The organism is Halobacillus seohaensis, from assembly GCF_042663045.1.
Lineage (GTDB): Bacteria > Bacillota > Bacilli > Bacillales > Halobacillaceae > Halobacillus_A > Halobacillus_A seohaensis.
On the sequence record NZ_JBHSZV010000025.1, the window covers coordinates 188,747 to 204,838 of the forward strand.

The window sequence follows — 16,092 nt, forward strand, 5'->3', positions numbered from 1 at the left end:
GCGGTTACAACCTTCAGGAAAAATAACCCGCTAAGATTGGACTTTTACTGTAACATTATAATCAGGTACGGCATTTTGGATGGTTTCCTTTACGTTATCTATCCATTCTTGCTTTTCTTCTTCGGTCAGATCTTCGGTAGCACTCACAGTTACCCATGCATCATTCGCTTGGATAATAATTCTCTCTACTTCCACGCCCTCTATGGTATGGGCAGCTTCACGAATTTGGTTACGATCTTCTTTTTGCCCCCATGTATCTCCCACCCGTTCTATAGAACGAGGGTTTTCACCAGCAGGCGATGGCCTATTTTCTAATCCCATGTTCATAACATCTTGACGATTTGTATGACCTTGCGACTGTTCTAAGTCTGTCTGTCCGCAAGCACCAAGGAAAAGGACAAATAGGATGGCGATAAAACGAAGCATATCAATCACCTCTTCTCTTTTTACTATAGTTTGACCGAGAAGAGCGTGATTATGCTCCATTCCTTTAGTTGCGAGATATTGGCATTGAACAGCAGCGAAAAGCACCGCCAGATTTTATTATTTCTGATAAGTCAACTTCTATAATTTCAAAACCAGCTTCTTGCAGTTTTTGATTCGTCTGTTCGTTCTGCGGCAGGCAAATCACTTTTCGTTCGCCAATGGAAAGCACATTGGTTCCTAGATGGAATTGTTCCTGATCGCTCACTTCTATACAATCGTACATTTGTTTCAGTCGATCTGCATCCTGTTGTTCAAAAGCCGCGGAATAAATAAGAGCTGTATGCTCACCTACAATATTAAATGCACAATCTAAATGTAAAATGTCTTTCCGAATTTTTAAAGGGATCAATGTGTAATCAGGCAAAGCTTGTTGCAGGTAATCCATTGCAGCAGGCTTAGTGCGATTACTAATACCAATAAACACCGTGTCTTTATCAACGATCACATCCCCTCCTTCAATAGGAGGGCCATTCAAACGAGTGAATGGAATATTTTCTGCTTCCAAATAATCAAGTAGTGGCTTCGTCTCACCTTGGCGTAACTTGCTTGCGAGTGAGGAAACAAACATTGTGTCCCCGATACGGAAAGCAATATCCCTCGTAAACACTTGTTCATTTAATTCCTCTTCGGTTGGTAAGTATTCAACTTCTACATGATGGTCCCTAAGGATGCTCGTAAATTGCTTATGCTGCTCCATTGCGCGCTCAATATCAATATTATCCTTAGAATAGTGCTTTTGGGTTTCATTAATAACTTCAATGATTTTCATATGTTCAGGCTTACTTACCAGTACGTTCGTTAAAGTATCATACTCGGTTCGACAGCCTTTTGATTTGTTTGAATGCGCGTTTTTGGTCTGCATTTCCATTCCCCCATCGCCCTTAATATAGGTTTCTTATATTTTCACATAAATCACATACTCTAAACATAATTTAGTGAATTCATTTTTGATTTGCGCTCGAACCGTGCAGGTGGATATCTATGTATACTGCTTTTCTTTTCGTTATTATACTATATCATTCCACATTCAGGAGTTTTAAAACGGTTTTGCAAGGTTGTTTGCTAACGAGAGCGGTATTCCTGTATCTGATCATTTAAATACCAACATGCTTTTATAAAAAAACCGTTCACTCTAAATTTGAGTAAACGGGTTCATGCTCTGCTGTCTTAACTATAATTTTCTACGTGTGTTCTCACTTGCGCTTGCCTGGGCTTGTTCGGGACTTCATGATGGTGACGACAGCGAGGCTCGTAGGATTCAGAGGCACCGACTAAAATAATTGGATCATCATAGGAAGCTGGTTTCTCGTCAATGAGCCGCTGCGTACGGCTTGCCGGAGAGCCACAGACAGGACAAATCGCATTCAGTTTTGTCACACTTTCACTTGAAGCCATAATCTCAGGCATTTTTCCAAAGGGTTCGCCGCGAAAATCCGTATCCAAACCTGCGACAATGACGCGTACTCCACGATTTGCTAAATATTCAATAACTTCAACAATATTTTCATCAAAAAACTGTACTTCATCAATGCCAACAATGTCGACGTTTTCTCCAACTTTAGAAAGAATATCTAATGATTCACTCACAGGGCGAGCGAGTACAGAAGTTCCATTATGAGAGACGATGGAGTCTTCCTTGTATCGATTATCTATAACTGGTTTATATACACGAACAGACAGATTTCCATATGTAGCACGGCGAACTCGGCGAATTAATTCCTCCGATTTTCCACTGAACATACTTCCACAAATGACTTCCACCCATCCACTATGCTTCATCACGTACACCACTGTCGCTCCCTTCTTCTACTTCTTATCTTTCATTAAAAAAGCTCTCTCTGGGCGACCGACTTAGCTGATCGCCTCAGGACAGCTCTTTTAATGTCTTCTTGTTACGGATGCTTCACAAATTATGCTTTTAACTGTCTAACCCGAGTAGAAAGAGCCGGTTTAACCAGCCCTTTACGCTTTTCGAACAAAAAACAGGCAAACGGTTTATTAATTTGCCTGTTTTTGTTCAAAATATGCAATATTCATCTTTAAAGATGAGCATTGATTATTATGAAAGATTATATTTTTTCTTGAAGCGATCTACACGGCCACCAGCTTTGTCAGCTTTTTGTTTGCCAGTGTAAAACGGGTGAGACGCTGAACTAATTTCAACACGAATAAGTGGGTAGTTGTTGCCATCTTCCCATTCGATTGTTTCTTCAGATCCTTGAGTAGATCCGCCTAGAAATTTGAAATCAGAACTAGTATCAAGAAATACTACTTTACGGTATTCAGGATGAATGCCTGTTTTCATGTTCTTCCACTCCTTTTTGCCCTGAGTCCTTAAGAAACAGAGTTATTGTAAGAGCCTTCGAAGGTTAGTCGTTCCACCTTTTACTGAAACTCACATAGAAAGATTATATCAGCACCAGCTAGTCATTGCAACAGCCTAACGTGATTATTATCTTCTAGCTCCTGCTTTCGATGATTTGCCTTGCATTTCTTTATCCATAAGGTCAAAAAATTCATCGTTATTTTTCGAGGACCGAAGTCTGCGCAGGAACCGGTCAGAGAAATCATGGGAATCAGACATCGTTTTGCGAATCGCCCAAATTTTGTCGAGTTCAGCCTTCCCTAAAAGAAGTTCCTCCTTACGTGTTCCTGAACGTGCAATATCGATAGCTGGGAAGATTCGTCGTTCAGCTAAGCTACGGCTGAGGTGCAACTCCATATTCCCCGTTCCTTTAAACTCTTCAAAAATCACGTCATCCATGCGTGAGCCTGTATCGATCAGAGCAGTCGCAAGAATAGTTAAGCTTCCGCCCTCTTCAATGTTACGAGCTGCTCCGAAGAAACGCTTCGGACGGTGGAAAGCAGCTGGGTCAATACCACCTGAAAGTGTACGTCCACTAGGCGGGATGACCAAGTTATAGGCACGGGCTAACCGTGTAATGCTATCCATTAGAACAATCACATCACGCTTATGCTCCACAAGACGCATTGAACGTTCAAGAACGAGCTCCGCCACTTTGATATGATTTTCTGGTACTTCGTCAAAAGTTGAACTTACTACATCAACGTCAGGTGCGACAGAACGCTCAATATCTGTTACTTCTTCCGGACGTTCATCAACGAGTAGTATGATTAATTTAGAATCTGGATGATTGGCTGAAATACTATTAGCCATCTGTTTAAGTAAAATCGTTTTACCTGCTTTTGGAGGTGCAACAATTAATCCACGCTGCCCATATCCTACCGGAGACATAATATCCATAATTCTAGTGGAAAGTTCCTTACTTTCCGTCTCCAATGTTATTTTACGGTCCGGATAGAGCGGAGTTAAGGCTGGAAAATGAACACGTTCTTTTGCTGTTTCCGGATTTTCACCATTAACAGCGTCAACATGAAGCAAACCGTAATATCGTTCATTTTCCTTGGGAGGACGAACTTTCCCTGAAACTTTATCCCCATTTCTTAAATCGAATCTGCGAATTTGAGATGCCGAGATATAAATATCTTCCGCACTTGGAGAATAATTAATCGGACGTAAAAAACCAAAACCTTCAGATGGAATAATTTCTAAAATTCCATCCATAAACAAGAAACCATCCTTTTCTGCTTGAGCTTTTAAAATTGCAAAAATCAACTCTCTTTTTGTTAGCTTCGCGTAATAGGAAACTTTGAACTGCTTCGCTAAAGCATAGAGTTTTTTTAAAGTCATGGTTTCTAAACTTGAAATTGTTACTTCTGCCACAAGATCACCACTTTTATTTATTTTTTACCTGTAGAATTGTATACCCGTGAGTGCCTTCGATTCATCTATCTATCCTGTTGAGCTTAAATAAGTATCTGAAGTGTGTATGGAAGGTTGTAGAAGCTCCATGAGGGTTACGAGATCTATTTATCTTTAAGAAACACTATTCATTGTACATCTTGTTAGGATAAGGATTCAAGAATTTTTTAAAGTAGGTTTATAGTGGGGTGAAATAAAAATGAAGAAAGCCAGATTTCTCTGGCCTCTTCTTTTTTTATTTTATGACTAAATTAGGCTTTTTCTTTAAACTATGATCACCATCTACAAAACGAACGGTTCCTGATTTAGCTCTCATGACTAAAGTTTGGGTGGTTGCTTTAGGTCCTTTGAACTGAACACCTTTTAGCAACTCACCATCAGTTACCCCTGTTGCAGCAAAAATTGCGTCATCGCCTCCACAGAAGTCATCCATGTAAAGTATTTTATTCACATCTTCAATACCCATTTCTGTGCAACGCTGATGTTCTTCATCGTTTGCGGGCAGTAATTTACCTTGGATTTCTCCACCAAGACATTTTAGAGCAACAGCCGCAAGTACACCTTCAGGAGCTCCTCCTGAACCGAATAAAACATCGACACCTGTATCGTCAAAAGCAGTATTAATTGCAGCAGCTACATCACCATCTGAAAGTAGTTTTATACGGGCTCCTGCTGCACGAATCTCTTCAATAATTCCTTGGTGGCGTTCTCTATTTAAAACTGTGGCTACTACGTCTTCCACATCTTTGTTCTTTGCTTTCGCAACAGCTGCTAAATTATCAGCAATTGAAGCGTTAATATTAATTTTCCCTACAGATTCAGGTCCTACAGCAATTTTGTCCATGTACATATCAGGAGCGTGCAAAAGTTGCCCATGGTCAGCAATAGCAATAACAGCCAGCGCATTCCACGTTCCTTCTGCAACAATATTTGTTCCTTCTAACGGGTCAACAGCTACGTCCACTCGGGCTCCGTATCCGTTTCCTAATTTTTCCCCTATGTAAAGCATTGGGGCCTCATCCATTTCACCTTCGCCAATAACGACGGTCCCTTTCATAGGAATGGTATCAAAGACATCACGCATGGCTGAGGTCGCTGCATCATCAGCCTTTTCTTTCTTACCTCTGCCCATCCAACGTGCTGATTTTAACGCAGCGGCCTCTGTGACTCTTACTAATTCCATAGATAAACTTCTTTCCACGGTCATTCTCCCCATTCTTATATAGATTTTCTTCCCATCTCCCAATCGAAATTAAATCTTTTGTGAAAAGTTCTAGTTCCTCAGCTAGACTTTTTATCTCTAAGGATGTCACCGTGTCCGAATATGACTTTCTATTTTGCTAAGTTGCTATTTTGGTGGGCCCCACAAACATGGTGTTGCTCGATGAGGGCACAAGACTTGTCAAATTTAATCGCACTTCCTCTTAACCTAACCAACCTAACTACGTGAACAAGGTGCATTTCACTTCGGCATCTTGCTTATCGTGAGCCCCTAGGACATGGGGGAGATCGATGTTGCCACAGGACGCTGCGAACTTAGTCGATCTCCCTTAATCCTACCAGCCTTTCTCCGCTTTTCTTTGTCCAGCTTCAAGGGGCAAGCCTTCCCGACATAAGCAATCTACCTACGTGAACAAAGCCATTTCACTTCGGCATCTTGCTTATGCATTTCAGGCTTAATCAGCCCCTCTCCGCTTTTCTTTGTCCAGCTCCAAGGGGCAAACCTTTCCGACATAAGCAATCTACCTACGTGAACAAAGCCATTTCACTTCGGCATCTTGCTTATGCATTTCAGGCTTAATCAGCCCCTCTCTGCTTTTCTTAAGAATTCTGGAATTGTTCGATTTCTTCTGGTGACATTTCTTCGTACCAGATTTTAGCGCCTAGTTCGATGAGCTTGTTTGTTATATTTTCATAACCTCGTTCGATATGGTCAATTCCTGTAATTTCTGTAATTCCATCAGCCATTAGACCGGCAATGACAAGTGCTGCACCGGCACGTAAATCACTGGCTTTCACTTTGGTTCCCTCAAGGCGAGAAGGACCGGAAACGATGGCAGAGCCGCCTTCGACTTTAATAGAGGCGTTCATTCGCCGTAATTCATCAATGTGCTTAAATCGTGCTTGATAGATCGTATCTGTAACTACACCTGTTCCCGTTGCCTGTGTAAGCAGTGTCGTAAAGGGTTGTTGGAGATCTGTCGGAAATCCAGGGTAGACGAGTGTCTTAATATCGACACTTTTAATCGTTGGTCCTGGTCTCACATAGAGTTGTTCATCATTTTCTTCTATCGTGACCCCCATCTCTCGAAGCTTGGCTAACAGAGATTCAAGATGCTGCGGAATAACGTTATCAATAATCATTTCTTCTCCTTGAGCAGCGGCCATAATTGTATAGGTCCCTGCTTCAATACGGTCCGGAATGATCGTGTGGAGACAACCTGTTAGCTCCTCTACACCTTCGATACGAATGACGTCAGTTCCTGCACCTTTAATTTTCGCCCCCATACTTGTAAGTAATGTGGCAACATCAATGATCTCAGGTTCTTTTGCTGCATTTTCAATGACTGTTTTCCCTATAGCCTTAACTGCAGCTAACATAATGTTGATTGTAGCTCCCACACTGACAACATCTAAGTAAATACGAGCACCTCGCAGTTCGTCCGCACGCAGGTAAATCGCACCTTGTTCATTTGTAACTTCAGCACCTAAAGCTTCAAACCCTTTAATATGTTGATCAATAGGTCTAGGACCCAAATGGCAGCCACCTGGAAGGCCAATTACAGCTTTTTTAAAACGTCCAAGCATAGCTCCCATAAAGTAATAGGAGGCTCTTAATTTTTTCACACGACCGTTTGGCAGTGGCATCGAAATCATACTAGATGGATCTATCTCAACAGTGCCTCCATCTTTTTCTACCGTCCCACCGATTTCCTCTAATAATTCTGAGAGTGTTTGAACATCAGAGATATCCGGAAGCCCTTCTATGGTTACTTTGGAGTTAGCTAGAATAGAAGCCGGTAGTAAAGCTACCGCGCTATTCTTTGCTCCTCCTACACGTACTTGGCCACGCAAGCGTGTTCCACCTTCTACTAATAGTTTTTTCATGAGAAACTCCTCACTTTAAGGGAAAATTTCTGCCCTTAGTATATGCATGTTTTTCCAATCGAATCATTATTTTTGATTATTCCAGTCATTGAGGAATTTTTCAATGCCCTGGTCAGTCAGTGGGTGTTTAACAATTTGTTCAAAAAGTTTAAAAGGAACGGTTGCAATATGTGCCCCATTAAGTGCTGATTCAGTAAGGTGAACAGGGTGGCGGACGGAAGCGGCGATGATCTCAGTGTCAATCGCATGGCGGTCAAAAATCTCTGAAATTTGAGCAATAAGATCTACACCGTTATGTCCAATATCATCTAACCTACCTAAGAAAGGAGATACATAGGAGGCTCCTGCACGTGCAGCCATTAATGCTTGGTTAGCGGAAAATACTAAGGTTACGTTTGTTTTTACATTCAAATCACTAAGAGCTTTGACAGCTTTCATTCCTTCAAGAGTCATTGGAACTTTAACTGTAATATTAGGAGCAATAGCTGCTAGTTCTTTCGCTTCTTTAAGCATTCCTTCTACATCAAGTGAGATAACTTCTGCACTCACAGATCCGTCTACTTCACTAGTAATTTCGCGCAAACGATCATGAAAGGAAACCCCTTCTTTAGCAACAAGACTTGGATTAGTAGTAACTCCAGCAAGAATTCCTAGCTCATTTGCCTCTTTAATTTCTGAAATATTAGCTGAATCGATAAAAAATTTCATGAATAATCCGCTCCTTCTAATGATTTTTGTCGAATGATGACGTTTTCATACATGCTTAAAAGGAAACCGCTACTTGAGTAACGGCTTCCTTCTTGAACTATTATGCTTTTTGAGATGAACCAAATTCACGCATTTTACCGATGACCGTTTCTTTAATCGCATCGCGACCAGGTCCAAGATATTTACGTGGGTCGTATTGTTCTGGCTGCTCAGCAAGAACTTTACGCACAGCTTTCCCCTGAGAAATTTGGTTTTCAGTGTTCACGTTAATTTTCGCTGTTCCGAAAGAAATAGCTTTCTTAATGTCTGCTGTAGGAATACCAGTACCACCATGAAGAACTAGTGGCTTGTCCACTATTCCCATAATTTCTTCCATACGGTCAAAACCTAGGTTAGGTTCCCCTTTATAAGGTCCGTGAACGGAGCCTAGAGCTGGCGCAAATACGTCTACATTGGTTTCGTCTACAAGTTGCTTACATTCAGAAGGAATCGCGTAAGCAGCTTCTGCATCTTCTACAATAAGATCATCTTCTTGTCCGCCCACGCGGCCCAACTCAGCTTCAACAGAGATTCCGTGGATGTGAGCTAACTCAACTACTTTTTTCGTAACTTCAATATTTTCTTCAAGAGGATCATGAGAGGCATCAATCATAACAGAAGTGAATCCTGCATGAATAGCTTCCGCACACTTTTCGAAGCTTGAACCGTGATCTAAGTGAATTGCAACAGGTACCGTTGTACCATAGGATTCCATTAGGGATTCAACCATTGTCACAACAACTTTAAATCCACCCATATAACGACCTGCACCCTCAGAAACCCCAAGGATTACTGGGGACTGCTCTTCTTCAGCAGCCTGAAGAATAGCTTGTGCATATTCTAAATTGTTAAGGTTAAACTGTCCTACTCCGTAGCGTTGTTCTTTTGCTGTTTCTAGCATTTCTTTCATTGAAACTAATGGCATGAAAGATCCTCCTTTAATAATGTATATCTTATCTATTACTAACATATAATTTAGCCAAAGATATGTCACGTAAGTAAGGGTACATTAATAGAATACCAATACGCATGAGAAGGTGCAATAGCTGCGGTGATAGATAGCGCTTTCAATTAAAAAAAGTCATGCTTTTTCTGAGGCAATCGTCTTGGACACAAGCTCACGCATTACATGAATATCAAATGGCTTTGTTATAATCTCTTTCACAAATGAGTATTCAGTATCTTCAGCTATAGTCTGTGGAGATAGTCCAGTCATAATTAATACGGGCTGTTGAAGATCTTGATTGTATAAATATTTGAGTACTTCTCCTCCGCTCATCATCGGTAGTTTAAAGTCCATTAAGATTAAGTCTGGACGCTGATTAGTTGCTTCTTCACAGGCTTGCTTACCTGTTTTTGCTGTAATGATTTCATAGCCATCGCCCTTCAGTAATTCTTCGAGCAACATACGTATGCCTGGTTGATCGTCTACTACGAGTACTTTATTTCCCATCACTTTTCCACTACCTTTCTTATAACATGTATCTCCCATACCTATTATGTCTTTTGATCTACACTTTCTATGTTCACCTACTTTAATCCTGCAAATTTTGAAAAGAAATCATACTTCTTTTATTGGGATTAACCGCGAAAAAAGAAATTTATACGCGAATTCATTGATTTGATCGCCTTTTAAAGACATAATTCGCTAAAAAATTCATATATTTGGTCTTAGAGAATTTCATCTAGAAATAAAAAAGCTGCCTTAAAAGCTCCGATACGGAACTTTTAAGGCAGCTAGTAAAAATTACTTCCCACCGATTACTGCACCAATAAAACCGTGGAACAGTTCTTGTGGACGAGTTGGACGCGACCTAAACTCAGGATGGAACTGACTGGCTACGAACCAAGGGTGATCTTTCACTTCAATGATTTCAACAAGACGACCGTCTGGGCTTGTTCCAGAAAATACGAATCCGTTCGCTTCCATTTGCTCACGGTAATGGTTATTAAATTCAAAACGGTGTCGATGACGTTCATAAATAACTTCTTCACCATAAGCCTCCATAGCTTTTGTTTCTTGTTTCAAACGAGAAGGATAAACACCTAGTCGCAAAGTACCTCCAAGGTCAGATACTTCTTTTTGCTCTGGAAGAAGATCGATAATTGGATGTGGAGTGGAAGGATTGATTTCTGCTGAGTGGGCCCCTTCAAGACCAAGAATGTTACGGGCAAACTCCACAGTCGCCAATTGCATACCTAGACATATTCCAAGGAATGGCACCTTTTCCTCTCGTGCATAACGGATCGCTTTGATCTTACCTTCAATGCCACGATCTCCAAAGCCACCTGGGACAAGAATTCCATCTAGGTCAGCTAATTTTTCATTAACATTAGCTGACGTTACTTCTTCTGAGTTCACCCATTTAATTTCTACATCTGTATCGAAGCTATATCCCGCATGCTTAAGGGCTTCGACTACAGAAATATAGGCATCTGGTAATTCAACATATTTTCCCACGAGTCCGATTGTGGCTTTTTCTTTTAAGTTTTTCACTTTACTGACGAGTTCGTTCCATTCGGTCATTTCTGCGGGTTTTGTTTTTAAACCAAAATGCTTACAAGTGAGTTCATCAAGTTTTTGTTTTTGTAAAGCAATAGGAACCTGATAGAGAGTATCCTCATCTCCCGCTTCAATAACAGCATTTTTATCAATATCACAAAACAAAGCAATCTTCTCTTTCATATCATCCGAAATTGCCATCTCTGTACGAAGGACGATGACATCTGGTTGAATACCAAGGGAACGAAGCTCTTTTACACTATGCTGAGTCGGCTTTGTCTTCATTTCACCAGCTGCTTTTAAGTAAGGCACAAGTGTACAGTGTAAATACATAACGTGCTCGCGACCAATATCGCTCTTAATTTGGCGAATCGCTTCTAGGAATGGCAAGGATTCAATGTCCCCCACGGTTCCACCAATTTCAGTAATAACTACATCAGCATTCGTTTCATGTCCAGCACGAAAGACGCGATCTTTAATTTCATTGGTTATATGCGGAATCACTTGAACGGTTCCGCCAAGGTAATCACCACGGCGTTCTTTCTTAATGACATTCGAATATACTTTCCCTGTCGTTACATTACTAAACTTGTTTAAATTAATATCAATAAAACGCTCATAGTGCCCAAGATCAAGGTCTGTTTCTGCCCCGTCATCTGTAACAAACACTTCTCCATGCTGATAAGGACTCATCGTCCCAGGATCAACATTAATGTAAGGATCGAACTTTTGAATTGTTACTTTTAAGCCACGGTTTTTCAGCAAACGGCCAAGAGATGCAGCAGTAATCCCTTTTCCTAATGATGAAACCACGCCACCTGTCACAAAAATATATTTTGTTGCCATGTTTATCCCTCTTTCTGTTAATTTCATATGGTTGGCTACTATTATGATTTGATCTATTGAAATTAAACCATCCTCAATTTAACAAGGGTGGTAAAAAATAAAAAACGCTCCCCAGTAAAGGGGAGCGTTTTAACGTTTCATCTTAATTAAAAATTAAAGAGCCCAAATAAAATATTACTCATTTGGTAGTGGAAAGTCAACCTTAGGATTTATCTTCCTCATCTTCGTCTCCAACCAAGCTCGTATCTTTTTCAACGCCTTCTTCTTCCTCATCCAGCACATCTTCATCAAAATCCTCACTGTCATCGTCCTCATCAAGGTCCAAGTCTTCATCAGTCAGATCGATTTCATCTGAATCATCCTCTTGATCATCGAATCCTTCAACACTAAGCTCGTCCTCAAGAAGTTTGGAAGACTTTTTCTTCTTCTTTTTCTTCTTTTTACGTTTTTGCGGAAGGGTAGCTATTTCTTCTTCCATCTGTTCTACAGGATACCAGCTTTTCAATCCCCAACGGTTCGTACCGATTGTCATAAAGCCACCATCAATATTTAAATCTGTATAAAATTGAGAGATATATTCTTCCTTCTGTTTTTCGCTAAAGTTTTTAAGCTTAGCAATACGTTCAAAAATTTTATTGAAATCTATCGCTTCTCGTTCTTCTTGTAAGATGACCGTAGCAAGTTCGATCATTGAAATTTCTTCAATTTGCTTTTTACTATACTCTTTAATCTTCACGACCTTAGCACTCCTTTATTCATTCGAATCCATTAGAATGGCGTACAAATGACATGTAATCATATCATTCATTATATGGTTAGCTTTATCAAAAATCAATCTTTGTATAAGGATTAGACGATCCTCGTTTGGTGGTGGTACAATTTTAGCGTAAAATAGTGAGACAAGAGTTAAAAAGGAGAGAAGAAAATGTTAAAAGCCCACCCCTTTAATTGGATTGCAACAATCGTTGTCATAGTAGCCATAGGAATTTGGTTGTTTATAAGTTTCGGCTATATACATGAAGAACATTTAACAGAAGCTACAATTGAAGAAAAGTCCCATAATGAAGATAGCTACTACATTACTGTGGATGGTGAAAAAATCTTGGTTGAGGATACCAATCTCTGGATGGTTCTTGAAGAAGAAAAAGAATATGAAATAACCTATGAATGGTATGCTACGAAACAACCGACCGTGGTAAATATTAATCAACCTCACGATGAAGATTCAGTTGGCGGAGGGCATTAAATTGGGAGCGAGCTTCTTTAAAGGAGCTCGCTCTTTGTTGGCTGTGTAAAATGTAAATGTTGATAGTTGCACGAGTTGAGGAACAAAAACACCCACCCTCCCACTACAGAAGGATGAGCTTAATCTTACATATTGCGTCGGTACTGTCCACCCACTTCATAAAGAGCGTTGGTAATTTGCCCAAGGCTGGCGACTTTTACTGTTTCCATTAATTCAGTGAAAACATTTCCGCCACCGCTCGCGACTTCTTGAAGTTGCTTTAAGGCAGCTGTTGTTTCTGATTCATGGCCTTTCTGGAAAGTGCGCAATTCCGTGATTTGGTGCTCTTTCTCTTCATTAGAGGCGCGGGCTAGTTCCATTGAATCGATCTCATCTTCGGTTGGCGGGTTCGGATTTAAGTACGTATTGACACCGATAATCGGCAATTCGCCTGAATGTTTCTTACCTTCGTAATAAAGTGACTCTTCTTGAATTTTTCCTCGTTGGTATTGGCGCTCCATCGCACCAAGCACACCACCACGGTCATTCATACGTTCAAACTCTTGTAATACAGCTTCTTCTACTAGATCTGTTAGTTCACGAATAATGTAAGAACCTTGCAATGAGTTTTCATTCATCGTTAAACCAAACTCTTTACTAATAATCATCTGAATTGCCATTGCACGACGTACAGACTCTTGGGTAGGTGTAGTAATTGCCTCATCATAAGAGTTCGTGTGTAAGGAATTACAGTTATCTTGAATAGCAATTAAAGCCTGTAACGTGGTACGTATATCATTAAAATCAATTTCCTGAGCGTGCAAGGAACGGCCGGACGTTTGAATATGGTATTTAAGCTTTTGGCTCCGCTCATTCGCTCCATATTTATTTTTCATAACGATCGCCCATATTCTTCTCGCCACACGGCCAAGAACCGTGTACTCTGGATCCAGTCCGTTTGAGAAAAAGAAAGATAAGTTGGGTGCAAATTTATTAATGTCCATGCCGCGACTTAAATAGTATTCCACGTAGGTAAAACCGTTCGCTAATGTGAATGCAAGTTGTGTAATTGGATTAGCTCCAGCTTCGGCAATATGATAACCAGAAATCGATACGGAATAGTAGTTACGTACTTGGTAATCGATAAAATATTGCTGAATATCCCCCATCATACGTAGTGCGAATTCAGTGGAAAATATACACGTGTTTTGGCCCTGGTCTTCTTTTAAAATATCCGCTTGCACCGTGCCGCGAACGACGTGGATTGTCTCTTTTTTTATTTGTCCGGCTTCTTCTGAATTGGGTTCGCGGTTATTTTCTTCTTTAAATTTATTCAATTGTTGATCAATGGCTGTGTTGAAAAACATTGCCAATATAATGGGGGCTGGCCCGTTAATCGTCATAGAAACGGACGTTGTTGGATCAACGAGGTCAAAACCATCATACAGTTTCTTCATATCATCAAGAGTACATATATTGACTCCGCTTTCTCCTACTTTCCCATAAATGTCCGGGCGTTCGTCTGGGTCTTCACCATATAAAGTCACCGAGTCAAATGCTGTACTTAGACGTTTGGCATCATCGCCTTCTGATAAATAGTGGAAGCGACGATTCGTACGTTCAGGTGTTCCTTCTCCAGCAAACTGTCGCTTCGGATCTTCCCCTTTACGTTTAAACGGAAAAACGCCTGCCGTAAACGGGAAAGTACCTGGAACGTTTTCTTGCATCAACCATATCAGTCGATCACCCCAATCGTGATAGTGTGGCAAAGCCACTTTAGGCAGCTTAAGTCCTGACAAACTTTCCGTGATAATATCCATCGTAATTTCTTTATCTCGTACTTGAAAGGTATAGGTATCACCACTATAACGCTCGTGTAATTCATCCCAATCATTTAAAAGCGAGGTCGCTTCCCGATCTAGTTTATCTTCATAGTCCTCAATTAAGCGGCGAATACTTTCTTTTTGCTCCTCATCGTCTAGTAACTCGACCGTGCCTTTAAGTTGATAGAGTTTACGTGCTTGCTCAGCTTGATCGTTTGTATGCTTATGATAGTCTCTAACAGCTAACGAAATGTCGCGTAAATATTGCTTGCGTTCATTCGGAATAATAACGTTTTGCTTTTCTACTTTATCTACCCGTTCAAAGGAGGTATCATCCTGCCAGCCATACCTCTCATTAAGCTTATCAATCATACTAGCAAACAGTGTATTCGTGCCAGGATCGTTAAACTGACTGGCAATCGTTCCGTACACCGGAAACTTAGTAGCATCTTGATGAAAAAGCATATGACTGCGTTCATACTGCTTGCGTACTTGAGCTAGAGCATCCTCTGACCCTTTTTGTTCAAATTTATTAATTACAATAAAATCAGCAAAATCAATCATATCAATTTTTTCAAGTTGGGAAGGAGCCCCAAATTCAGCCGTCATCACGTACATCGATAAATCGGTAATGTCGGTAACCGCGGCATCTCCTTGACCAATTCCGCTCGTTTCAATAATAATAAAGTCGATACCTGCTGCTTTCATCACTTGAATTGATTCCTCAACTGCGGTTGAAAGTTCTGTACGAGCCCCTCTTGTTGCTAATGAACGCATGTAAACCCTCGGATTAAAAATCGCATTCATACGAATACGGTCACCTAGCAGCGCTCCGCCTGTTTTCTTTTTTGTGGGATCGACAGATAAGATTCCAATTTTTTTATCGGGAATTTCATTAATGAAACGGCGAATTAATTCGTCTGTTAATGAACTTTTCCCCGCTCCCCCCGTTCCAGTGATACCAAGCACCGGAACTTCTTGGTCGGTCGTTTGATTAATAACGCTTTCAAATGTGGCCACAGCTTCCCGTTCATCTTTTGGTGTATTCTCCACATACGTAATAAAACGAGCGATAGACTGATGATCTCCTTTAGTTAAATCCGAAACAGCTTCTTCCACAGTGAGAGGGGGGAGAAAATCACATTCTTCCATCATCATATTGATCATGCCCTGTAGCCCTCGTTCACGTCCGTCTTCAGGTGAGAAGACGCGAGAAACGCCATATTCGTGTAGTTCTTTTATTTCTCGCGGGATAATAACCCCGCCTCCACCTCCATACACTCGAATGTGACTCGCTCCTCTTTCACGTAACAAATCGACCATGTATTTAAAATATTCAACATGTCCGCCTTGATAGGAGGAGATCGCAATTCCCTGCACATCCTCTTGGATAGCTGCATTGACGATTTCCTCAACAGAACGATTATGTCCAAGGTGAATGACCTCTGCTCCTGTAAATTGTAGAATACGCCGCATAATATTGATCGAAGCATCGTGACCATCAAATAGGCTAGACGCCGTGACGAATCGAACCGGATTTTTTGCCTGATAAACATTGGGTTGTTCCATA

At 40.7% G+C, this 16,092-nt stretch carries 14 protein-coding genes; 1 reads left to right on the forward strand and 13 read right to left on the reverse strand.

What is annotated here, in order from left to right; all coding sequences use genetic code 11:
* Window positions 1–30: 30 nt before the first annotated feature.
* From ACFQIC_RS10435 to rpoE, 12 genes are all read right to left on the reverse strand, one after another.
* A complete protein-coding gene (locus tag ACFQIC_RS10435; protein ID WP_390217088.1) occupies window positions 31–531 on the reverse strand; it encodes a hypothetical protein in 501 nt (166 codons plus the stop codon).
* Entirely contained in the window at window positions 491–1,348 is an 858-nt protein-coding gene (locus ACFQIC_RS10440; RefSeq protein WP_390217078.1) for a dimethylarginine dimethylaminohydrolase family protein, read from the reverse strand. The genes ACFQIC_RS10435 and ACFQIC_RS10440 overlap by 41 nt, the downstream gene beginning before the upstream one ends.
* Before the next feature lie 305 nt (window positions 1,349–1,653).
* Complete coding sequence (locus ACFQIC_RS10445; RefSeq protein WP_204708252.1) at window positions 1,654–2,274, reverse strand: thymidine kinase; 621 nt, start codon at window positions 2,272–2,274, stop codon at window positions 1,654–1,656.
* A gap of 271 nt (window positions 2,275–2,545) precedes the next feature.
* Entirely contained in the window at window positions 2,546–2,791 is a 246-nt protein-coding gene (locus ACFQIC_RS10450) for a type B 50S ribosomal protein L31 (RefSeq protein WP_204708199.1), read from the reverse strand.
* A gap of 147 nt (window positions 2,792–2,938) precedes the next feature.
* Window positions 2,939–4,231 carry a transcription termination factor Rho gene (gene rho / locus ACFQIC_RS10455; protein WP_204708200.1) on the reverse strand — a complete coding sequence of 431 codons (1,293 nt, stop codon included), beginning with the start codon at window positions 4,229–4,231 and terminating at the stop codon, window positions 2,939–2,941.
* A gap of 274 nt (window positions 4,232–4,505) precedes the next feature.
* A complete protein-coding gene (gene glpX, locus ACFQIC_RS10460) occupies window positions 4,506–5,471 on the reverse strand; it encodes a class II fructose-bisphosphatase (RefSeq protein WP_204708201.1) in 966 nt (321 codons plus the stop codon).
* Between the two features lie 620 nt (window positions 5,472–6,091).
* Window positions 6,092–7,378 carry a UDP-N-acetylglucosamine 1-carboxyvinyltransferase gene (locus tag ACFQIC_RS10465; RefSeq protein WP_204708202.1) on the reverse strand — a complete coding sequence of 429 codons (1,287 nt, stop codon included), beginning with the start codon at window positions 7,376–7,378 and terminating at the stop codon, window positions 6,092–6,094.
* Between the two features lie 66 nt (window positions 7,379–7,444).
* Window positions 7,445–8,086 carry a fructose-6-phosphate aldolase gene (gene fsa / locus ACFQIC_RS10470; RefSeq protein WP_204708203.1) on the reverse strand — a complete coding sequence of 214 codons (642 nt, stop codon included), beginning with the start codon at window positions 8,084–8,086 and terminating at the stop codon, window positions 7,445–7,447.
* Window positions 8,087–8,186: 100 nt separating this feature from the next.
* Window positions 8,187–9,050, reverse strand: coding sequence for a class II fructose-1,6-bisphosphate aldolase (gene fba / locus ACFQIC_RS10475; RefSeq protein ID WP_204708204.1), 864 nt, complete (start codon window positions 9,048–9,050; stop codon window positions 8,187–8,189).
* A gap of 156 nt (window positions 9,051–9,206) precedes the next feature.
* The gene (locus tag ACFQIC_RS10480; RefSeq protein WP_390217079.1) at window positions 9,207–9,617 is read right to left on the reverse strand and encodes a response regulator; all 411 of its coding nucleotides are present in this window, start codon (window positions 9,615–9,617) and stop codon (window positions 9,207–9,209) included.
* A 255-nt stretch (window positions 9,618–9,872) separates the two neighbouring features.
* Window positions 9,873–11,474 (reverse strand): CTP synthase, encoded by a 1,602-nt coding sequence (locus ACFQIC_RS10485; protein WP_204708205.1) that lies wholly within the window; start codon window positions 11,472–11,474, stop codon window positions 9,873–9,875.
* A 202-nt stretch (window positions 11,475–11,676) separates the two neighbouring features.
* Window positions 11,677–12,210, reverse strand: a complete 534-nt coding sequence (gene rpoE, locus ACFQIC_RS10490; RefSeq protein ID WP_204708206.1) for a DNA-directed RNA polymerase subunit delta — start codon at window positions 12,208–12,210, stop codon at window positions 11,677–11,679.
* A gap of 189 nt (window positions 12,211–12,399) precedes the next feature.
* Here rpoE and ACFQIC_RS10495 point away from each other — a divergent pair, with 189 nt between their 5' ends.
* A complete protein-coding gene (locus ACFQIC_RS10495; RefSeq protein WP_204708207.1) occupies window positions 12,400–12,720 on the forward strand; it encodes a hypothetical protein in 321 nt (106 codons plus the stop codon).
* Between the two features lie 125 nt (window positions 12,721–12,845).
* On the opposite strand, the gene icmF is transcribed toward ACFQIC_RS10495, so the two are convergent.
* Entirely contained in the window at window positions 12,846–16,091 is a 3,246-nt protein-coding gene (gene icmF, locus ACFQIC_RS10500) for a fused isobutyryl-CoA mutase/GTPase IcmF (protein WP_204708208.1), read from the reverse strand.
* Window position 16,092: the final 1 nt, after the last annotated feature.